The sequence below is a fragment of the Desulfovibrio piger ATCC 29098 genome, from assembly GCF_000156375.1.
Lineage (GTDB): Bacteria > Desulfobacterota > Desulfovibrionia > Desulfovibrionales > Desulfovibrionaceae > Desulfovibrio > Desulfovibrio piger.
In genome coordinates, this window is sequence record NZ_DS996359.1 from 415,812 (window position 1) to 436,942 (window position 21,131).

General features: G+C 64.5%; 18 protein-coding genes. 16 read left to right on the top strand and 2 right to left on the bottom strand.

The genetic code is table 11. From position 1 onward, the window contains the following. Positions 1 to 155 precede the first annotated feature (155 nt). The 7 genes from DESPIG_RS12905 to DESPIG_RS08515 all read left to right on the top strand — a co-directional run bounded on the left by DESPIG_RS12905 (position 156) and on the right by DESPIG_RS08515 (position 5,114). Entirely contained in the window at positions 156 to 1,478 is a 1,323-nt protein-coding gene (locus tag DESPIG_RS12905) for an AAA family ATPase (protein ID WP_006007499.1), read from the top strand. A gap of 204 nt (positions 1,479 to 1,682) precedes the next feature. Further along, positions 1,683 to 2,879 carry a primase-helicase zinc-binding domain-containing protein gene (locus tag DESPIG_RS08495; RefSeq protein ID WP_006007501.1) on the top strand — a complete coding sequence of 399 codons (1,197 nt, stop codon included), beginning with the start codon at positions 1,683 to 1,685 and terminating at the stop codon, positions 2,877 to 2,879. Next, positions 2,860 to 3,339 carry an ERCC4 domain-containing protein gene (locus DESPIG_RS08500; protein WP_040369746.1) on the top strand — a complete coding sequence of 160 codons (480 nt, stop codon included), beginning with the start codon at positions 2,860 to 2,862 and terminating at the stop codon, positions 3,337 to 3,339. The genes DESPIG_RS08495 and DESPIG_RS08500 overlap by 20 nt, the downstream gene beginning before the upstream one ends. A gap of 22 nt (positions 3,340 to 3,361) precedes the next feature. After that, entirely contained in the window at positions 3,362 to 3,499 is a 138-nt protein-coding gene (locus DESPIG_RS13805; RefSeq protein WP_155807045.1) for a hypothetical protein, read from the top strand. Next, positions 3,486 to 3,953: a hypothetical protein gene (locus tag DESPIG_RS08505; protein ID WP_147589005.1), complete on the top strand. Its 468-nt coding sequence runs from the start codon at positions 3,486 to 3,488 to the stop codon at positions 3,951 to 3,953. Before DESPIG_RS13805 ends, DESPIG_RS08505 begins: the two co-directional genes overlap by 14 nt. Next, on the top strand, positions 3,944 to 4,132 hold the full coding sequence (locus DESPIG_RS08510; RefSeq protein ID WP_006007510.1) for a hypothetical protein: 189 nt from the start codon (positions 3,944 to 3,946) through the stop codon (positions 4,130 to 4,132). Before DESPIG_RS08505 ends, DESPIG_RS08510 begins: the two co-directional genes overlap by 10 nt. A 1-nt stretch (position 4,133) precedes the next feature. Next, on the top strand, positions 4,134 to 5,114 hold the full coding sequence (locus tag DESPIG_RS08515; RefSeq protein ID WP_006007512.1) for a hypothetical protein: 981 nt from the start codon (positions 4,134 to 4,136) through the stop codon (positions 5,112 to 5,114). Between the two features lie 675 nt (positions 5,115 to 5,789). On the opposite strand, the gene DESPIG_RS08520 is transcribed toward DESPIG_RS08515, so the two are convergent. Then, the gene (locus DESPIG_RS08520; protein WP_006007518.1) at positions 5,790 to 6,764 is read right to left on the bottom strand and encodes a DMT family transporter; all 975 of its coding nucleotides are present in this window, start codon (positions 6,762 to 6,764) and stop codon (positions 5,790 to 5,792) included. Between the two features lie 644 nt (positions 6,765 to 7,408). On the opposite strand from DESPIG_RS08520, the gene DESPIG_RS08525 reads away from it, so the two are divergent. Together DESPIG_RS08525 and DESPIG_RS08530 are read left to right on the top strand one after the other, a co-directional pair. Beyond that, positions 7,409 to 8,875, top strand: a complete 1,467-nt coding sequence (locus DESPIG_RS08525) for an APC family permease (RefSeq protein WP_006007524.1) — start codon at positions 7,409 to 7,411, stop codon at positions 8,873 to 8,875. A gap of 216 nt (positions 8,876 to 9,091) precedes the next feature. After that, on the top strand, positions 9,092 to 9,829 hold the full coding sequence (locus tag DESPIG_RS08530; protein WP_006007526.1) for a sulfite exporter TauE/SafE family protein: 738 nt from the start codon (positions 9,092 to 9,094) through the stop codon (positions 9,827 to 9,829). 90 nt (positions 9,830 to 9,919) lie between these two features. Here DESPIG_RS08530 and DESPIG_RS08535 read toward each other — a convergent pair whose 3' ends face one another. Beyond that, complete coding sequence (locus tag DESPIG_RS08535; RefSeq protein WP_006007527.1) at positions 9,920 to 11,431, bottom strand: sigma-54 interaction domain-containing protein; 1,512 nt, start codon at positions 11,429 to 11,431, stop codon at positions 9,920 to 9,922. A gap of 244 nt (positions 11,432 to 11,675) precedes the next feature. On the opposite strand from DESPIG_RS08535, the gene DESPIG_RS08540 reads away from it, so the two are divergent. The 7 genes from DESPIG_RS08540 to DESPIG_RS08565 all read left to right on the top strand — a co-directional run bounded on the left by DESPIG_RS08540 (position 11,676) and on the right by DESPIG_RS08565 (position 20,896). Then, on the top strand, positions 11,676 to 14,120 hold the full coding sequence (locus DESPIG_RS08540; protein WP_006007528.1) for a glycyl radical protein: 2,445 nt from the start codon (positions 11,676 to 11,678) through the stop codon (positions 14,118 to 14,120). A gap of 88 nt (positions 14,121 to 14,208) precedes the next feature. Beyond that, the gene (locus DESPIG_RS08545; protein WP_006007529.1) at positions 14,209 to 15,105 is read left to right on the top strand and encodes a glycyl-radical enzyme activating protein; all 897 of its coding nucleotides are present in this window, start codon (positions 14,209 to 14,211) and stop codon (positions 15,103 to 15,105) included. Between the two features lie 18 nt (positions 15,106 to 15,123). Next, a complete protein-coding gene (locus DESPIG_RS14495) occupies positions 15,124 to 15,417 on the top strand; it encodes an ErpA-related iron-sulfur cluster insertion protein (RefSeq protein WP_155807046.1) in 294 nt (97 codons plus the stop codon). A gap of 591 nt (positions 15,418 to 16,008) precedes the next feature. Next, positions 16,009 to 16,743, top strand: a complete 735-nt coding sequence (locus DESPIG_RS08550) for a sulfite exporter TauE/SafE family protein (RefSeq protein WP_006007533.1) — start codon at positions 16,009 to 16,011, stop codon at positions 16,741 to 16,743. 225 nt (positions 16,744 to 16,968) lie between these two features. Continuing rightward, a complete protein-coding gene (locus DESPIG_RS08555) occupies positions 16,969 to 18,747 on the top strand; it encodes a TraB/GumN family protein (RefSeq protein ID WP_006007537.1) in 1,779 nt (592 codons plus the stop codon). Positions 18,748 to 18,824: 77 nt separating this feature from the next. Continuing rightward, complete coding sequence (locus tag DESPIG_RS08560) at positions 18,825 to 19,829, top strand: translation initiation factor IF-2 (RefSeq protein WP_187119492.1); 1,005 nt, start codon at positions 18,825 to 18,827, stop codon at positions 19,827 to 19,829. After that, positions 19,826 to 20,896, top strand: coding sequence for a radical SAM/SPASM domain-containing protein (locus DESPIG_RS08565; RefSeq protein ID WP_006007542.1), 1,071 nt, complete (start codon positions 19,826 to 19,828; stop codon positions 20,894 to 20,896). The genes DESPIG_RS08560 and DESPIG_RS08565 overlap by 4 nt, the downstream gene beginning before the upstream one ends. Positions 20,897 to 21,131: the final 235 nt, after the last annotated feature.

Below are 21,131 nucleotides of genomic sequence, written 5' to 3' on the forward strand. Positions count from 1 at the left end.
TTCTGATGAAAGCAATATGGGCCTTGCCCTCTGCTTCGACCTGCTCCTGGACAAAATCGCCATCGCCGGCGGGGAGCTCTCCTTCCCCCTTGCCGGGCTGCCGCATGAGCGTGACCTGCCCCCGCTGTGGGATCCCGAACGGGAAGGGGGCGACCATGAGTAACATCACGGACGACATCATCCCCTGCGGCGGGCAGCCCCCCTATGCGGACATGATCCTTGCCAACGCCGCGGCCTTCACCTCCCGGGCGGACACGGCAGGAAGGAAGCCTTGCGCCGCCGTTGTCCCGGTGCGGGCCATCCATCTGGAGACGGCGGCCGGTATCCTGTCCACGCCGCCCGTGGCCTGGCGCGTCAAAGGCGTCCTGCCGGCCCAGGGCGTGGCGGTGGTCTTTGGGGCCAGCGGCTCCGGCAAATCCTTCGTGATGCTCGATCTGGCCGCGCATATCGCCCTTGGCCGCCGCTGGTTCGGCTGCCGGGTCAAGGAAGCCTCGGTGGTCTATGTGAACCTGGAAAGCTCCGGCGGGCTGCGGACGCGCCTTGAGGCCTGGGAAAAAGAATACGAACAGAGCTACCCCCGGGACGTCCAGTTCGTACGCGAACGTCTGCGCCTTATGGACGATGTGGAGGCGCTGGCCAATGTCAGCCCCGACGGCGGGGTGGTCATTATCGACACCCTGCACGCGGCGGCTCCTGATCTGGACGAGAACAGCTCCCAGGACATGGGCCTGATCATCGAGGCAGCCACGCGGTTGCAGACCCGGACCGGCGGGCTGGTGGTGCTGGTGCACCATACCGGCAAGGACCAGGGCCGCGGGGCCCGGGGGCATTACAGCCTGACGGCCGATGCCGACGCCGTGCTGGAGGTGGAGCGGGAAAAGAACGGCGCCCGCGCCGTGGTGCTGCGCAAGAGCAAAGAAGGCGTGGACGGCATGCGCTGGCCGTTCCTGCTCAAGGCCGTGCCGCTGGGGACCGACGAGGACGGGGACCCCTTGTCCTCCTGCGTGGTGGCTCCCGATGTCACGGCAAGGCGGGCCGAACGCCGGCCGCACCTGACCCCCTCGCAGGAATACGGCCTTGCCTCCCTCAAGGCGGCCCTGCAGGAAGCGGGAGACGATGCCGTGCATATCGACGTCTGGCGCAGGCATTTTTATGCCCGGTCCCCTGCGGACAATACCAATGCAAAAAAGATTGCTTTCCAAAGGGTCAGAAAAGATTTGGTCAGCCTGGGGGTCATCACCGTACTGGATGACCTGTACTCCGTTCTTTCCGGGACAGGCGGGACAGAGCGGGACAACTGCGGGACATGTCCCGGGGGACACCCCCCTTCCCTGGGGGCGGGACAACCGGGACACACACCTTTAGGTGTGTCCCGGTCCGATGTCCCGGTCCCGGGAGGTGTCCGGGGCCTGTTGCCGGGGGTGCCGGAACAGGGAGCGGGACAAGCCCAATGTCCCGGTACAGGAGGACAAGAATGATCTGTTCTGCCCTGTCCGGTACGACCGGTACAGACCGGTACATAACCGGTACATGTACCGGGGGCATACCCCATCCCGAGACGGTACAAACGGTACACACCCCTTTAGGGGTGTACCGTGTACCGGTACCGGGGGATGCCTGCGGTATGCTGCCTGGAAAAGAACTGCTTTGTACCGGTGCTTGTACCGGGCAGGAGGGGAACGATGCCTGATCTGAGCACCTTCCTTCCCTGCCCGGAGCGATTCAAGCGCAAGGGGCCGCACGAGCTGGCGGGTCCCTGTCCGGCCTGCGGCGGCCGGGACCGTTTCCTGGTCTGGCCGGATCGCCCGCGCGGCGGCGCGTACCTGTGCCGCCAGTGCGGTGCCCGGGGCGACGGCATCCAGTTCCTGCGGGACTTCTGCCGCCTGTCCTATGCCGATGCCTGCCGCACCCTGGGGCTGGCGTCCGGGGAAGGGATGCGAGGGATGCGGGGGACCACGGGCCGGGGCAGACGCCCCGCCCGCCCCACCGGCACACGGGCGGCACAGACCGGCATGGCCCCTTTTGTGCCGTCCGCACCGGAGATCTTCCCCCCTGCCGTGCTGCCCCCGGATGCCTGGCGGGAGCAGGCCGGGGCCTTTCTGGCCGGGCTGTGCGCTGTGGAGGGGTCCCCCGAAGCAGCCGCCGGGATCTGCGCGGCCCGCTTCCTGCGCCCCGACACATGCCGCGCCCTGGGCGTCGGCTGGAATGGGGCGGACACCTTCCCCACCAGACAGGCATGGGGCCTGCCGCCCCTGGAGGACAGGCGCAAGCTGTTGCTGCCGCGCGGCATCGTCATCGCCACACGGCGCAAGGCCGGGGTGGTGGCGCTGGCCATCCGTGTGCCGGACGAAGACCGGCAGGACGGGAAGCGGCCCAAATACTGGCAGGTGGCCGGGAGCGCCAACGTGCCCTTTGTGGCCGGCCGGGCCGGGGTGCCGGTGGTGCTGGTGGAAAGCGCGCTGGATGCCTGTCTTGTCTGGCAGGAAAGCCAAGCGTCCGTGGCGGCCGTGGCCCTGATGGGCAACTGCAAGGGGCTGGATGCGGACACGGCGGATTTCATCCGGGCCGCGCCGCGGCTGATCGCCTGCCCCGACAATGACGCGGGCGGGCAAAGCGCCTGGCTGCGCTGGCGGGACCTTTTCCCTGCCGCCGCATGTGTCCCCTCCGCCGGAGGCAAGGACCTGGGCGACATGCACCGGGCGGCCCTGGCGCTGGAGCCGGTGCCGACCATCGCGCAATGGCTGGAGGTGGCGTTGTCCAGCCCTGTCAAAAAAGCCCGTATCGCCGCCCTGTCGCACGAAAGGGGCGCGGACGATTCACAGGGCGCAAACGAGGGGAAAACGCGGGAGGAGGGCAGCGGTGCGCGTTATCGTGGATAGCCGGGAGCAGGCTCCCTTTTCTTTCCGGGGGCCGCGCTATGAAGGCGTGACGGTGGAAGTGGGCACCCTGGGCGTGGGCGATTATTCCCTTGCCGGACTGGCGGACAAGGTGGCTGTGGAACGCAAGGAGCTGTCCGATCTGGTGGCCTGTCTGGGACGTGAGCGGGAACGCTTTGAACGTGAGCTGGCCCGCGGCGCCGCCCTGGACGCTTTCTGTGTGGTGGTGGAGGCGAGTTGGGCCGATCTGGCAGGCGGGCAGTATCGCAGCAGGCTGAACCCGCATGCGGCCTGTCAAAGCGTGCTGGCCTTCGCCGGACGGTACCGCCTGCCCTTCTTCTTTGCCGGGAGCCGGGCCGCGGCGGAGTACACGGCCTGGGGCTTCCTGCGGCAATACCTGGAAGGGGCCCGGAAACGCTGGGCCGCCATCGTGAAGGCCCATGATGCGGTGGAAGGTCGCTAACCATCAACGCACGGAGGTGCATATGGAGCTCAATTTCAGGGGGAACGCGGAGGAAGACCTGCGCGCCCTGCATGAACGTGTCCTGAGCGGTGACATGCCGGGATCCCGCGAACTTCTGGCTATCCTGGACAGCATGGATGGGGCCCATGACAGCCAGTAAAAGCACGGCGGAACAGGCAGGGCGTGATGCCCGTGGCCGATTCCGGGCCGGACGGTCCGGCAACCCCGCGGGGCGTCCACCGGGCGCCTCCTGCCGGGCCGTGCGCATGGCCAGGGAATGGGCGGAAACAAAAGGTCTGCCCCTGCTCATGAAGGCCGCCGAAGAGGGAGACTTGGACGCGACCAGGTTGCTGGTGACACTGGCTGTCCCCCGGCAAAAGCCTGTGTCCCTGCCGGAGCCCGTGCCGTCCTTTCCGGCGGACAAAAACCTGCTGGAACAGGGCAAGGCCATCATGGCCGCCGTGACCAAGGGGACCATGACGCTGGATACGGCCCGGGGGTGCATGGAGCTGCTGGGCGTACTGGCCCGGCTGGACGAGAACCTCAACCTTGCGGAGCGTCTGGAAGCTCTGGAAGCCGCCTGGAAATGCAGGAGGGATGACGGATGGGGATGATCGAGCGACGCATCGAAAAACTGGAACGGCTCCTGGGCAGCGACAAGCCGCCCGCTGTGAAGGTCATCTTTCTTGAAGAGGGGGAGACCTTCCCGGAACACGAGGACACGGAAGACAGCGTGACGCTGGTTGTGCGGTGGATCTCACCGAATGCTCACGGCAACAATGAGGAGAAATAGCATGACGCTTTTTTATGAAGCCGACGACGAAATGCCCAAGGAAAACGAACAGGGCATCATGGATGATACAGCCCATGCTGCCCCCTCGCCGGGTGAAGCGAGGAAGGCCGATCCTTTTACCGATGACCTTGATCTTGTCCATAATGCCTATATCGCCAGCAAAGAGCGCCTTAAAGGAGACTGCGGGGCTGCGGACTATGAATTGCTGAGGACCTTCGGCCGAGACGTGATACTTGCCGAAGCGGAGGCCGCGGCCAAGGCAGCGGAAGGGATCGCCGCGGCGCCTCTTGAAGACATCGCTGTCCCCAGGTTCGTGGCCGATGTCGGCAGCATGGACATTTCCTGCGTCAAAAAAAGCCACATCCAGCAGATGGACGCTGCCCTGGAGCGTATCCATACTGCCGGTGCCGGTCTGGCCGCGTTGATCGGCGCCACGGAAGAACGCCTTGCAGATGCGCAGCAACGTACGGGAGGAGCCCCTGCGCTGAATGCCAGGCTGGCGGAACTGGAGGCGCAGCGTACGGAAGCTGTCCTTGACGGCAAGGACTGTCATACACTGGACAAGGAACTGCTGGCGCTGGCAGAGGCACGCGCGGCGGATGACCTGCAGAAAAGACTGGCTGCCGGAGACGTTGCCGCGCTGGATGCACGCTGCGCTGCCCTGCGCGCCTCCCGTGAAAGGGTGGAAAAGCTGTACGAGAAGGTGACGGCCCGGCGCCATGTTTTTGAGGCCTGCATCATCGCGGCGGAATACAACGCTTTGGCAGCAAAACTGGCAAAGCATGTCCGGCGGTTCCTTGAACTGAAAGATCAGTCCGAACGCCTGGAGCCCGGGATCATCCTTCCCCGCACTTGCGGCCTTGGCGTGCACCGTATCCGTATCCCTGCCTTGGGGCTGCGCTGGAGCAAAGTTTCGCCTGATGGTGCCTTGAGCCCGAGCGATCCTTATGGCGAAGCGTACTTCTGCAAGGAAAACATCTAACCGGGATGGGCCCGCACTTGGGTGGCGGGCCCCAGGAGAAGGCTTGGTATGATCAGGGTACAGACCTACGATTCCGTCCCCCGGCGCATCCAGGCGGGCCCTATCGACCCCGGAGCGCCGCATGGAGCGCCAGGCCCAAAAGGAATACGGACAACGCTATTTCGTTTCTCCCACGCAAGACAGGCTGCGGCCCTGGTAAACCAACACCTGCCGGGAATGAAGACCTTTCTGGTGGCGGCGATACGGAAGACGGGGACGCCAACGCAAGACCTGGATGCAAGGATAAAAGGGGGACAGGGGGCATCTGCTCCATGGCATGAAAATAAAGTGTTGGTATTTTTGTTGGTATCCCAATTTTTACAAAAATATAACACTTAGAATTTATTGTATAAAATGTGTGATTTTTGTTGACGCACGACCACCATGGCATGCAAGCCCCTGATGCGAGAGCGTCAGGGGCTTTTTGCGTCTCTGGGGCCTGGGGGGGGCCGCAGATGATGAAGACGGGCCGTCCCGAAAGGGGCGGCCCGTTGGTGTTTTCGGCGCAGGATGGTGCGCGGTGGAGCGGAAAGCGGCGGAAAAAGCAAGGGCCCGGGAGGACACGGAGAACATCCTTCCCGGACCCTTGGGAGCCGTCGTCTGCAGCCGACAGGCTCCATGATCGTGTCTGCATGCTCAATGCTGGGGGGCGCCTTTCCCGGTCAGGGGGCGGGAATGTTCCCGCTCTTCCGTTGGCTCCGTCCCTTCCGTTTTCTTGCCCAGGGCCAGCAGGGCCACACCGCCGAAAAGCAGGCCCATACCGGCCAGTTCCTGGCCGCCGACGGGCTCATGCAGCAAAAAGATGCCCCAGCAGGCAGCGCCCAGCGGTTCCACCAGGGCCAGCGTGGCGGCCATGGCCGTGGGGGTGCGGCGCAGTCCGGCCAGCGTGAGGCTGAAGGCCAGGGCCGCGGTCACGACGCCCAGATACAGGGCCATCCCCAGCCCCTGGGGCTGCAGCAGCCAGAGCGGCGGCGTGCAGAAATGGACGGGCAGCAGCAGGATCCCGCTGCCTGCACAGAGCAGGAGCATGATGTGTTCCGGCGCGTGGACCCGGCCCAGAGGCTTGCTGAAGACGAAGTAGGCGCCGTAGCAGGCCCCCGCCAGCAAGGGCAGGATCAGGGCGGCCGTGCTGGCGCCCTGGCTGCCGCCCAGATTGAGCAGCACGAGTCCCGCCAGGGCCAGGGCCGTGGCGGGGTACCAGATGCGGGCAGGCCTTTCGCCCAGGATGATGTGCGCCAGGATGGCCGCCATGACGGGAGAGAAGCCGATGGCCGTCACCGTGCCCACAGCGACGCCCGCCTGCTGGACGCCCCAGAAGAAGAACACCTGGAAGCCCAGCAGGCCCAGCGTGGCGGGGATGAGCCAGCGCAGCTGCCAGTGTCGCAGGCCTGCGGGCAGGGAATGGCGGCAGGCGCACCAGGCCCAGAGGGCCAGCGCCCCGATCTGCATGCGCAGGGCCCCGATGCCCAGGGGGTGGCTGCCATCCGGAGCCAGGGCCTGCACGGTGCCGGTGGTGCTGAAGCATAGGGCGCCGAGGATGATGCACAAAGGACCGCCAGCCAGCAGGGAGGAGCCGCAGGAAAGCCGCCCGAGGCTCGCTGTGATGCTCATGGTTCGTCAACTCCATAGATAAGGACGTTCGCCAGTCCGCATGTGCAGGCCGGTGATGGGGATCACAAAGCTGTGCCGAGTGTCACAAGCTTGTCTGTGGTCAGCAATTTCCATGCCGCATCAGGGGTATTTATGGAATATGCAATCATATTGATCGAATAGCGTTTGTTTGGTCGTCGGCGGCGGGCAGAGTGGCCTGGAACAGGGGAACCATGGTGCGTGATGGATGGCCTTGCCGGTGGGCCCCCTGACAGGCTGGGCTGCATAAGGCTGATAAATCAAGCTACTGGAGAGAGGGGCGGCTGGAGGCCTTTGAGAAAGGGAAGGTTAGACAAATAATCACAAGCATCCCTTTTTTTACATAATGTAATATAAATTTTAATATAAAAATCAAAATTTTTTTATTTTTCTTACTATTTTTTAAACTAAAATAATGATTATTATTCCTTTTTTCGTGAAAAAACGGGGTATTGTCCGACATAGCGAAGTTTTTCACATATGGCACGCTTGTTGCTGAGCAGGGAGGGACTATAGTTTTCGCCCGGAAGTTCGCCAAAGGGTGCAACGACCAGGCTTCATGTGCATGTATGGCAGCCATAACAAGCAATCCGCAGCGGTATCAAATTCATAACGGAGAAAATGGTATGTCGGAACAGGTCAAGTTGGAAAAGTCCCTTTCGCCGTTGCAGGTGTGCGCACTGGCACTGGGCTCCATTGTCGGTTGGGGTTGCTTTGTGCTGCCCGGTGATATGTTCCTGCCCCAGGCCGGTCCTGTGGGTACCCTGCTTGGTTTCTTTGTCGGCGCCTGCCTGATCAGCTTCGTTGCCGTATGCCTCAGCTACATGGTCAAATACGCCCCTGTTGCTGGCGGTGCTTTTGCTTATGCGTATATCGGTTTTGGCCCTCATGCCGCTTTTGTGTGCGGCTGGGCGCTGGTCATCGGCTATCTTGCCATTGTTGCTATCGACATCGCAGCCCTCTCGGTCATTTTCCGCTTCCTCTTCCCCGGCGTGTTTGAGTTCGGAGAGCTCTATTCCATCGCCGGCTGGACCGTGTATTCCGGCGAAGTCATATTGATGACGGCCGGTACCCTCTTCTTCGGTTACATCAACTACCGCGGTATCGGCTTTGCCGGCGCCCTGCAGCTGATCCTGGCCTTCATGCTGACCTTCGGCATCCTGGCCCTGTTCGGCGGCGTGCTGACCCTGGATACCGCCAGCGTGGCCAACCTGAGCCCCGCCTTCTCCGACAAGCGCAGCATGCTGGCCTGCGTGCTGCTGGTCTTCGCCATCTCTCCCTTCCTGTTCGTGGGCTTCGATACCGTGCCCCAGGCTGCTGAAGAATTCGCCTTCGATCCTTCCCGTGCCCGCAACATCATGGTCGTCGCCATCTTCTGCGGCGTGCTCCTGTACGCCATGGTGATGCTCTCCGTGGGCATGGCCGTGCCGTATCCTGAACTGCTGGCCAAGCTCGACGCCCAGCGCGCCACCGGCGGCGCCGCCTGGGGCACCGGTGAAGTGGCCACCATGGCCTTCGGCAAGTTCGGCTCCATCGTGCTGGCCGTGGCCGTGTTCGGCGCCGTGTGCACCGGTACCAACGGTTTCTTCATCGCCACCAGCCGCCTGCTGCTCAGCATGTCCCGCAGCGGCATCCTGCCCGCCTGGTTCGGTGAGATCCATCCCAAGTACCGCACCCCCTACAAGGCCATCCTGTTCACCATCATCGTCGTGCTGCTGACTCCCTTCGCCGGCCGCTCCGCCGTGGCCTGGACCGTGGACATGAGCTCCGTGGGTACCGGTATCGGCTACCTGTTCACCTGCCTGGCCGCCCGCCGCGTGATCATGGGCAGCGAAGGCGTGGACAAGAAGGGCCTCAAGCTGTTCTGCTGCGCCGTGGGCACCATCACCGCCGTCATGTGCATCCTGCTCCTGCTGGTGCCCGGTTCCCCCGCCCGCATCGGTACTGCCCCCTTCATCTGCCTGGCCGTGTGGGTCGTGCTGGGCTTCATCTTCTACTTCTCCAACAAGAAGCACTGGATCTCCCTGCCTGAAGAAAAGGTCCGTGAGAACGTGCTGGGCCGCAAGGACATCGCGGTCTTCTTCAAGAAGTAACCTCCGGCGGCTCCCCGCAAGGGGAGCCGGACACTGGCTGTCCGTTCGCCGGACCGCCTTTCATGGAAGCCGCCCTGCCCCCCGGGGCGGCTTTTTTATCGGCTCCCGGGCCCCTTGCCAAAACGGCGCGGCGCCCCTATGCAGGAGCAGCACCACAGATCATGCGGCCCCGTTCCCGGAAAGGGCGGCGGGGCCGCGTCCACAGGAGGGAAGGGTATGCCCGAAGCTACGGACCTTTTTGTTTTCTTTGCCTGGATCCTGGGCGGTTTCGTCTCCGGCGTGAGCGGTATCGGCGGGGCCATGGTGGCCTTTCCCCTGCTGGCGCTGGTCATCCCCGTCCATCAGCTCATCGCGCTGACGTGCATCATCAACGTGGTCATGGACGGCTGTCTGGCCAGCATGCACTTCCGGCATTGCCGGCTTTCTTCCCTCTGGCCTATGCTGGCGGGCTCCGTGCCCGGGTCCTTCGCCGGGCTCTACATCCTGCAGATCTGCTCCGGCGCCGTCCTGCAGGGCGCCGTGGGCCTGCTGCTGCTCTACTATGTGTACTGGCAGATGACCTACCGCGCCGCGCAGGGACCCGTTTCCCATCCGCAGATGCTGGGGGCCGCGGCGGGCTTCGGGGCCGGTCTGCTGGGCACGGCCATCTCCTTCGACGGTCCGCCCATCGGCGCCTATGGCCTGTGCATGGGCTGGGAGCCGCGCGTCTTCCTGGGCACGCTGGGCGTCTTTTTCGTGATCCGCGGTTCCCTCACCGTGATCCTGCAGGCCACGGCCGGTTTCTACACCCCGGAAGTTTTGGGCTATGCCCTGTACGGGGCGCCCGGCGTCATCCTGGGCACCCTGCTGGCCTTCCCCGTGGCCAAGTGCATCCCGCAGGAGACCTTCCGCAAGGTGCTGCTGGTCATCATCGGCGTGGCCGGGGCGGTCTGCCTGGTGCGCGCCTTCCTGTAATGCCCGTTTCTGGAGCATGAGATGCGGAACGGCCGGCGGAATGTGTCCGCCGGCCGTTCTCGTCTTTGCCGCATCCTTCGCAGGGCGGGATCAGTCTTCGTTTTCGATGTGCAGGACCTTCATGCGGTAGTGCAGGCCCGCCGGGGTCAGCTCCATGATCCGGGCCGCCTTGGCCACGTTGCCGCCGGTCACGCGCAGCACGTTGCGGATGCAGCTGGACTCGTACTCGTGCAGGCAGGTCTTGATGGAGACGCTGTCGCCGCGCCGGATGCCGCGGTAGTCGAAGTAGTCCGGCGTCGTGCCCGCAGGGACCTGGAGCTGGGCCTCCGCATGCCGCATGACCGGCAGGGGCGGGCGCAGGTCGTCGTCCGCGGGCTGAAGGTTGCAGGCCTCGCGGAAGTGGCGCGGCAGGTTGTGGACGGTGATGACGTCGCTGCCGTCCAGCAGGGCCAGGCTGCCCTCGATGACGTGGGCCAGTTCCCGGATGTTGCCGGGCCAGGGGTAGCGGCGGAAGATGCCCATGACCTCGTCGTCCAGGGTGACGCCGGCGGTCTTCATGGCCAGTTCCGAGCGGTTTATGATATGCCGGACCAGCAGGGGGATGTCGTTCTGGCGCTTGCGCAGGGGCGGCACGGCGATGCCCACCACGGCCAGGCGATAGAAGAGGTCGCGGCGCAGCAGGCCCTGGTCCACGGCCCGCAGGGGATGCTCGTTGAGGATGCTGATGATGCGCACGTTGATGGGGATCTCCGTATGGGAGCCCAGACGGCGCACGCGCTTTTCCTGGATGACGCGCAACAGCTTGGCCTGCAGGCCAAGGGGCATGGAGTTGAGTTCGTCGAAGAGCAGGGTGCCGCAGTTGGCCTTTTCGAACAGGCCGGGCTTGTCCGGGGCGTCGGTGTAGGCCCCCTTGACGGTACCGAACAGGATGCCTTCCAGCAGGTTCTCGGGGATGGCGGCGCAGTTGACCGGGATGAACGGATGCCCGGCGCGGCTGCTGGCCGAGTGGATGGCCTGGGCGAACAGTTCCTTGCCGGTGCCGCTCTCGCCCCAGATCATGACCGGCGAGGAGCTGGTGGCCGCGGAGCGGGCCTCGTGGATGCATTCCTGCAGGGCCTCGTCCCGGCCCACGATGCTGGAGAAGGTATAGTAGTTGTAGGGCGCGTCCGCGTTGCAGGGCTTGAGGGGGCGGCGCGACTCCGAGACGTGGGCGGTGTTGCCCGTCCAGATGGTGAAGGCGATGACGCCGTCCTTGCGCCCGTGGTCGAACAGGGGAAAGAAGTCCGTCACCGTGCTGGCCAGGAAGTTGGTGGAGGTGGCGTACCAGTAGGCTTTTTTGAGCAGGGGCTTGCCGGTCTGGAGGCATTCTATGGTGGGGATGACCTCCAGCTCGTGGGGGACGTAGAGGCTGGTGATGTGCTGTCCTTCCACGGGGATGCGGGTGAAACCGTCGGCACGGCGCTGGATGGGGTTCATGTACTCGCAGATGCCGTCGGCATCGACCACGGCCACACCGATGCACATATTGTCCCAGATGGCCCGGATCTGCGGCGTCAGTACCGAGGCCCGGTTGACGTTGTAGAACTGGCGGCTGTTGAACATGCTTTTCCCCCCGGATAAGGGACTTTTACAAAGAGAAAGTTTTTTTGATTTTCATTAAAATTTCTTTATTTTTTCTTGCGGTCAAGCTGTTTATTTATATCAATAAAAACAAATAGTTAAATATCAAAAATGGCAATTTGTCCATTTTGGCACAGCCTATGCTTTACATTGCGTATCGGCACGGGACGCGCCCGGCGCGTCCCTGCCCCGACATGCAAACAACATCGCCTTTCAGGAGATCGTCATGACCGTACATCAGTTCGAAGACAACGCCGCCAAGGGCGCCCAGGGTTACGCCATCAACTGGGACACCGCCGAAGCCCGCGTGAAAGACCTCAAGGCCTATCTCATGAACGCCCCTCAGGTTATGGACTCCGAGCGGCTGCAGTTCCTGAACGAGGTGTATGAGGAGTTCCAGGGCGAACCCGTTTTCTACATCCGCGCCAAGCTGCTTGAGCGCGTGCTGACCAAGAAAAAGATCTTCCTGGACGGCAACCCCATCGTGGGCACCCTGACCGGTACCCGCGCCGGTGTGTACGCCTATCCTGAATGGAACGTGGCCTGGATCAAGGAAGAGATGCAGATGGCCAAGATGGCTTCTCTGGGCGAGATGAAGATCCCCCAGGAGACCTCCGAGCTGCTGGAAAAGACCTACAAGAAGTGGAAGGGCCGCACCTGCATCGACCTGAACAACAAGATGTTCAAGGACAAGTACGGCTTCAACCCCGCTCCGTACTCCAAGGCCGGCGTGTACTATGACAACGTCAGCGTGGCCAGCGGCTCCGGTATCGCCGACTACCCCCTGGCCCTGAACAAGGGCCTGCGCTGGGTCATCGACGACATCAAGAAGCGCCTGCTGGAATGCCCCACCACCCTGGCCAACAAGGAAAAGCATGACCTGTACCGCGCCATGATCGTGGCCACGGAAGCCGTCATCGCCCACTCCCACCGCTACGCCGACCTGGCCGAAAAGACCGCCGAGACCGAGACCGATCCCAAGGCCAAGGCCGAACTGCTGGAGATCGCCGAGATCTGCCGCCGCGTGCCCGAATTCCCGGCCCGCAACTTCCGCGAAGCCATCCAGTCCTTCTGGTTCATCCATCTGGCCATCGAAGTGGAACAGATGGCCTGCGCCTGCTCCCCGGGCCGCTACGGCCAGTACATGTACCCCTTCTACAAGAAGGACATCGAAGAGGGCAATCTGACCCGCGAACAGGTGCTGACCCTGCTGAAGTTCCAGTGGATCAAGCATCTTGAGCTGGCCGAATACCAGGGCGGCTCCTACGCCATGACCCTGTCCGGCCACACCGGCCAGAGCATCACCATCGGCGGCGTGGACGCCAACGGCAACGACGCCAGCACCGAGCTGGAAGAACTGCTGCTGGAGACCCAGATCCAGATGAAGAACATCCAGCCCACGCTGACCCTGCTCTACCATCCCAAGCTGAAGGAATCCTACATGCAGAAGGTGGTGGAATGCATCCGCGGCGGTTCCGGCCAGCCCCAGATCCTCAACAACAACGTGGTCATCCAGCGCAACCTGGCCCGCTTCTCCCAGTACGAAGGCGGCATCACCCTGGAAGACGCCCGCAACTGCGGCAACTACGGCTGCGTGTCCACCGGCATCTGCGGCAAGGGCAGCTTCATCACCCAGGAAGACCAGCCCTGCCTGGCCAAGATCGTGGAACTGATGCTCTACAACGGCAAGGACCCGCTGACCAAGAAGCAGCTGGGCATCGAGACCGGTGATCCGACCCAGTTCCAGAGCTTCGACGAAGTGTACGACGCCTACAAGAAGCAGCTGCGCCACATCTTCGGCATCTCCCGCAAGCACTCCGACCTGAGCCAGATGGCCCGCCTGCAGGTGGTGCCCAGCATCTTCCGCTCGGTCATGTACGACGGCTGCATCGAAAAGGGCATGTGCGAAGAAGCCGGCGGCACCCGTTATCCCCAGGTCAACCCCATCATGACCGCTGGTATCGACGCCGCCAACTCCCTGCTGGCCATCAAGCACCTGGTGTTCGACACCAAGAAGATCACCATGGCCCAGCTGATGGAAGCCATCAAGGCCAACTTCGAAGGCTACGAAGACATCCGCAAGATGTGCTTCGAAGCTCCCAAGCACGGCAACGACTACCCCGAAGTGGAAGGCTTCGTGCAGCAGTACTACCGTGACGTGGACGAGATCCACCACTCCGTGGGTCCGGACTGCTTCGGCCACCGTACGCCTCTGGACGCCTACTCGCTGTCCTACCACAACTACTTCGGCTCCCTCATGGGTGCCCTGCCCACGGGCCGCAAGGCCGGTGTGGCCCTGACCGACGGCAGCGTGTCCGCCATGCCCGGCACCGACCATGAAGGCATCACCGCCCTCATCAAGTCCGGCGCCGAAGCCATCGACACCGTGCGCTACGGCGCCAACCACTTCAACGTCAAGTTCGTGCCCTCCGCCCTGGAAGGTCCCAACGGTGCCCGCACGCTGATCTCGCTCATCAAGACCTACTGCGACTTCGGCGGCTCTCACATCCAGTTCAACTGCGTGAGCTCCGACACCCTGCGTGACGCCCAGAAGAACCCGCAGGACTACACCGACCTTGTGGTCCGCGTGGCCGGCTTCAGCGCCTACTTCACCCGTCTGGACAAGGGCGTGCAGAACGAGATCGTCAAGCGTACCGAGTACGCTTCCTAACCAACAGCCAATCCTTATATAACCTCCGGCCTGGGGACCGCGTCCGCAAGGGCGCGGTCCCTCCGGTTGTAGTGCGGGGGAGGACGCCATGAGCCAGGGAATGATCTACAATATCCAGAGGATGTCCGTGCAGGACGGTCCCGGCCTGCGGACCACGGTCTTTCTGAAAGGCTGTCCTCTGCGCTGCCTGTGGTGCAGCAATCCCGAATCGCAGCAGTTCACGCCGCAGATGCTGCTGTTCGACAATCTGTGCGTGAGCTGCGGCGCCTGCATGCAGGTCTGTCCCAACGGCGCCGTGGTGCCGCTGGAGAACGGCAAGATGGGCCGCGATACGGAAAAATGCACCCACTGCGGCGCCTGTACCGAGGTCTGTCCCAACAAGGCACGCGTCATGTCCGGCCGTATCATGACCGTGGAAGAAGTCATGGAAGTGGTCCGCAAGGACTGGCTCTTCTACGAGAACTCCGGCGGCGGCGTGACCTTTGGCGGCGGCGAGCCCACGGCGGGCGGGCAGTTCTTCCTCGATCTGGTGCAGACCGCCCATGACGAGGGCCTGCACGTCACGGTGGATACCTGTGGCTTCTGCCCCGAGGACCGGTTTGACAAAACCATCGGCCTGGCCGATCTTTTTCTGTTCGACTGCAAGCACATGGACCCGGAACAGCACAAAAAGCTCACCGGGCAGGACAACGCCCTCATCCTGCGCAACCTGGAGGCCGCGCTCTCTTCGTCCACCGAAGTGCGCGTGCGCATGCCCCTGATGCCGGGCCTCAACGATTCCAACGAGAATCTGGCGGCCATGGCGGCCTTTTTGGGGCGTTTCGGCCGCAAGCAGGTGGAGATCATGCCCTGCCATGCCTTCGGCAAGAGCAAGTACGCCGCCCTGGGCAAGCCTTACCCCGATGTGCAGCAATATACCCCTGAAGGTCTCAAGGCCGCGGAAGAGCGCTTTGCCCGTCACGGTCTTGTCCTTGTCATCGTATAACCCTTGATGGAGAAAACAATGTTCACCGTTACTGTTGACGAGAGCATGCTGGAAAAGCTTCGCGGCATGCTGGAAGATGAAGACGAAGGTACTTGTGTGCGTCTGCGCGAATACAAGGTCGGTGGTGGCTGACATGCCAAGATCGTGCTCGGTCTGGGCATGGACGAATTTGATGAGGACGAAGACGTGCAGATCGACATCGACGGCGTTCCCTTCGCCGCGGAGAAGGATTTTCTGGAAAAGTACGGGACTGCCTTCACGCTGAGCTACGGCGAGAACAAGGAAGTGGTCCTGACCGCCGACCAGGCCTAATCTCCCGGGGATGTCCCCGGCACGGCAAAGGCTCCTGCCCTGGCGATGCCATCGCGAAGAGCTGCCGTAAGCGCCGGCTTCCCCGTCTGACGACGCCGTCCTGAAGCTGGCGACTGCCGCCATCAGGGCGAATACGTGGGGAGCCTGTCCACTGGACAGGCTCCCTTTTTTTATGCCTTTTTTCCTCCTTCCCTGTTGCCAAAAGGCCGCGACCTCCCTAAGCATGGACTGCGCGGTCCGTACTGCAGGCATGCAGGGCGGGCAGGGGAGAGGCCGCGGCCGGAAGGCCCCGCAAGCCAGGCCTTGCGGGCGGGAAAAGATGCTGTGCGGTGCGAAAAGGCCGGTCGCTCCGGCGGCAGTCCTCTGCGGAGCGGGCAGGCCTCAGGCACGGGTAGCCGCTGGCCCCGCCGTTTTCCTGAGGACGTGGACGCCGCACGGCGGATCCCTGATGGGAGCGGCCATCGCCATACGGGGCGTCGCCTCGTTGTGCGTCTGGATGTCCCGCCACCGGCTGTCCGCCGACGGAGCGGCAAGCGACTGAAGTTTGATTTCATCCACTGATGGGGCGGCCCGTGGCCGCAGGAGGGGCGTATGCCCGGGATGACGGAGATCTGTGTGTTCCTCGCCTGGATAGCGGGCGGTTTCGTGTCCGGCGTCAGCGGCATCGGCGGCGCCATGGTGGCCTTTCCTTTTCTGGCCATGCTCCTGCCGGTGCATGAGGCCATCGCCCTGACCTGCATCGTCAACATGGTCATGGACATCTGTCTGGCCAGCCTGCATTTCCGCTTCTGCCGCGTCAGCGCCTTGTGGCCCATGCTGCTGGCCTCGGTGCCCGGGTCCTTTGCCGGGCTCTACATCCTCCAGATCTGTTCCGGCCCCGTGCTGCAAGGCGCCGTGGGCCTGCTCCTGCTCTATTACGTCTACTGGCAGAAGACCTTCCGCGCCCGCGGCAGCATCGCCCATCCCCGGGCGCTGGGCGCCGTGGCCGGTTTCGGTTCCGGCCTGCTGGGCACGGCCATCGCCTTCGACGGCCCGCCCGTGGGGGCCTACGGCCTGTGCATGGGCTGGGAACCGCGCGTGCTGCTGGGCACGCTGGGCGTCTTCTTCGTGCTGCGCGCCACCGTGACCCTGGTGCTACAGGGCATGGCCGGTTTCTACACGCCCACGGTGCTCACCTGCGCCATGTACGGCGCGCCCGGCGTCATCCTGGGCACCTGCATCGCCTTCCCCGTGGTCAAGCACATCTCCCAGCAGGCCTTCCGCAAGGTGCTGCTCTGCGTCATCGCCGTGGCGGGCCTGGTCTGTCTGGTGCGGGCGCTGGGGTAGGCGCGCCTGCCTGAGCACGGCAGGCTGCGTGCCTTTGGGGCGGCCCGGATGGCTGCTGCCCGACACCACGGGCTGGTCAAGCGCGGCGATGCGGCAAGGGCCGGGGCTTGCGCAGCCTCAGGCCCCTACACCCCCTGCCCCGCATTGCGGCCCGCCGTCAAAGCGGCTATCCTGCGAAAAGATGCGAGAAGCATCCTTTCCGCACTCCAGCAGTGAGGCCGCGTCATGAATCCCGTCACCGACATCCTTGCCCGCGCCGTGGTCCCCGAGCATTCCGCGCCCTTCATGCAGGCCGTTTCCGGGGGCCGGGTGCTGACGGTGGATCATTTCGTCTTTTACGCCGCCGAAGACTGGCTCATGGCCATCGCCTACCCCTTGCGGGACGGCGGCGAGTACAGCCACCAGCGTTTCGAGGCCGCCTTGTCCGGGGCCCTGCGCGAGACCGGGGCCACGGCCTGCTTTGCCGTTGGGCCCGACCTGCCGCCGCGTCTGGCGGACAGCGTGCTGGAGCGGGACGAGTTCTACACCCTTCCGGCCGATGCGCCCGTGCCGCCGCGTCTGCGCTCGCCCGTGCGCAAGGCCCGGGAACGCCTGCGCATCGACGAGACGCGCGAGTTCGGGCCGCAGCATCGCCGCCTGTGGGCCGAATTCATGGGCCGGGCCGTACTGCGGGCCAACGTGCGCGAGCTCTTTGCCCGCACGCCGCAGATGCTGGCCGCCGAAGGCGCCGACGTGCGCCTGCTCAACGCCTGGGACGGCGACCGCCTGGTGGCCTGTCTGGTGCTGGATTACAGCACGCCCGCCTTCGTCAGCTATATCGTGGGCGCCCGTTCGCGCAACCATCCCGTGCCCCATGCCGGGGACGCGCTCTTTGCCGTCATGCTGGAGAAGGCCCGCGCGGCGGGCTGCGACTTCGTCCAGCTGGGCCTGGGCGTCAACGAAGGCATCACCCGCTTCAAGCGCAAGTGGGGCGGAACGCCGCAGCTCTCCTACGTCATGGCCCAGTGGCAGGAGCGGCCGCGCGCCGACGTGCATAAGGTGGTGTTGGACGAGCTCATGCAGGCCTTGGTGGAGCGCAGTGACGAGGGCCTTTCCAAGCGCCAGATACTGGACAGGCTGCCCGACCAGCGCCCCTTTGCCATGCTCTGGGAGCTGGAGAAGCAGGGCCGCCGCTCCTGGATCTGCGGCACGGCGCATTTCTTCTGCTATTCCTTTGCCGACTCGTTCCGCCGCCTGTTCCGCAAGGTGGATACCGTCATCTTTGAAGGCCCGCTGGATGCCGAGAGCCTGGCGCAGGTGGAGGCCTGCGGCAAATCTCCCGATCCCGGGACCGTGCCGCTGGACAGCCTGATGACCGAGGCCGAGATCCGGCGGCTGGAGCGCGTGGTCTGCGGCGTGCGCGGGCCGGTGGCGCGCTTTCTGAACATGGAGTGGGAGGACGCGCCGGACGTGCGGGGGCGCCTGCATACCACCCGGCACTGGTACGCCTTCTTCTCCCTCTGGACGGCCTTCCTGGAGCGGCAGGGCTGGCGCGATTCCGTGGATCTGGAGGCCTGGCATCTGGCCCGCGACATGGGCAAGACCGTGCTGGGCATGGAGACCATGGAGGAGCAGCTCCATTCCCTGGAAGTGGTGCCCGTGCCGCGCGTGCTGGATTTCTTCCGTCACTGCGGCCAGTGGCGCTCCTACATGAAGCGCAATATCTACCATTACCTGCGCGGGGAGCTGGAACCCATGATGGGCACCAGCACGGAATTTCCCACGCGCACGCAGCAGGTCATCGACTTCCGCGACCAGCGTTTCCGCGAGCGCATGCGCCCTTTCATCGAAAAGGGCGGGGTCGCCGTCTTCGTGGGCGCGGCCCACATGCTGCGCCTGCGCCGCATGCTCACCGAGGACGGCTTCACGGTGCGGCAGGTGCGGCCCACCTGGATCCACAGGATGCGGGCCCGCCTGCGTGGCGAGGACGATCTTTACCGCATCCCCGCTGACGGGGATCGCTGACAGCCGGGGGCGTCCCGCCGGTCCGTGCTCCGCTGGAGCAGGCCGTGGCCCGGGCGCTCCGCCACAAGGAGACCATCATGTTTTCACAGGGATTGCAGCATTTCACGGCCGAGGCCGTGGTCCCGGAACAGCTGCTGCACTATGTGGCGGCCGTGGCCGGTTCCCGCCCTCTGGCCTGCGCCGGTTTTCCCGCCTATCTGCTGGAAGGGCATCTGGTGCTGGTGGCCTACGACGCGGCCATGCTGGAGACCTTTTCCGGCGGGCCGGATCTGGAAGCGGCCACCGCCAGAGTGAAGGAGGCCACGGATGCGGCCGCCCGTCTGGAGGCCGTGAGCGTGCGCCAGAGCGCCGAGGCCGCCACGGCGGAGGGCGTGCAGCTGCGTGTGGACGCCGCTGTGGATGCGGCCCTTGCCCTGCCGGAGGTGCGCCGGATCACCGTCCTGGCCCCGGTGCGGCCCACACGGGCTCCGCAGGATGCAAGCACGGGAACGCCGGACGCCTACTGGGACCTTGAGCTGCCCCTGCTGCGCGAGGATGGCTCCCTGCCGTGGCAGAAGCTGCGCAACATGGAGCGCCGCGCCCTGCGCGACGTGGAGGTGGTACGCGAGGCCTGGCAGCCGGACCACGCCGCGCTGGTGCAGGACTTTTTGCGCCGCAAGCCCTTTGAGCCGGGCACGGTGCACATCTTCAGCCATCTGGAAAGCTATGTGGGCTCCCATCCCGACGTGCAGCTCTGGGCCGCCCGCCACCGGGAGGACAACAGCCTCCAGGCCTTTGCCGTGGGCGATTACGCCTCCCTGACCACGGCCTTCTACATGTTCGCCTTCCGGCGGCAGGATGCCGTGCCCGGCTGCGCCGACGCGCTGCTGGCCGGGCTGGTCAGCGAGGCCGAGGCCCGCGGGCATATGCGCTTCTGCCTAGGCCTGGGCATCGATCCCGGCATCCGCTTCTTCAAGCGCAAGTGGCATGCCCGCCCGGCGTTGCCTTGTCTGGAGACCGGCTGGAGCACCCGCGCCACCACCTCGGGGGGCGGCTGGTTCTCCCGCTTGCGCCGCCTGCTGGGCGGCGAGGAGGCCGCATGAGTACGCCCGATCCCCTGAGCCCCAAGGCCCTGCCCGGGCCGGGACTGCGCCAATGGCTGCGCGAGGCCTTCACGGGACGGTCCACGCCTCTGCTTTGCATGCAGGTGGAGGTCTCGTCCGTTTGCGCCTGCCGCTGCACCTACTGCCCGCACACCACCAAAAAAGACGTTTGGCAGTCGCGCCTCATGAGCGCCGAGACCTTCGCCGCCCTGTGGCCGCTCATGCGCCAGTGCGGCCGTGTCCACCTGCAGGGCTGGGGCGAACCCTTCCTGCATCCCCGCTTCATGGATTTCGTCAGCGTGGCCCGGCGGGCGGGGTGTGCCGTGTCCACCACCACCTGCGGCCAGCACATGGACGAGGCCCTGGCCGCCGCCATCGTGGACAGCGGCATGGACGTGGTGGCCTTTTCCCTGGCCGGTACCGACGAGGCCAGCAACGCCAGCCGTCAGGGCATCCCCTTCAGCCGGGTCTGCGAGGCCATCCGCTGCCTGCAGGAGGTGCGCCGCAAGAAGCAGGGCGTCCATCTGGAAGTGCATCTGGCCTATCTGCTCCTGCCCTCGCAGCTGGAAGCCGTGAAGCGCCTGCCCGAGCTCATGGAAGAGCTGGATGTGCATTGCGCGGTGGTCAGCACCATGGACTACATCGCTTCGCCGGAGCTGGCCGTGGAGGCCTACAGCCCCGAAGAGGCGGACAAGGTGGCCGCAGCGGCCGCCGTGCTGGCGCCTGTGGCGGCCCAAGTGCGCCAGAGCGGCCGGGAGCTGTGGTACGCCCTGCCTGATCCCGAGGCCGTGGGGCGCGTGCGCAACGGCTGCCGGGAAAACGTGGACCGCACCATCTATGTGGACACGCAGGGCAACCTTTCGCCCTGTGTGTACGTCAACCTGCCCACCAGCGAGGAAGACCCCAAGCGGCGCATCTTTGCCCGCGCCGAATACGGCCGCCCCGCCGAGGAACTGGCCGAGCTGTGGCGCACCAAGGGCTTCAGGGATTTCCGCGCCGCTCTGGCCGGGCCCTGGCCAGACCTGCCCTGCGCGGGCTGCTCCAAGCGCTTCGAGAAGATCTGGTAGAAAGGGCGGAAGAGTTTGAAATGAGGGGGGAAGGGAAACCTTTTTGGAAAAAGGTTCTCCTTCCCCCCCTCAAACTCCCCCCATCCTTTCCAAAAACTTTTATCAGGGAGGATGACAGGGTAGGGGAGCTTGAAGGACTGCTGCCGGCTGCCGGTCTCCGCCGTTGCTCATGGGGAGAGTTTTGCAGCGCGGGAAATCGTTGAACTACCGGGAACGGGATGGCCATCCTGTTCCC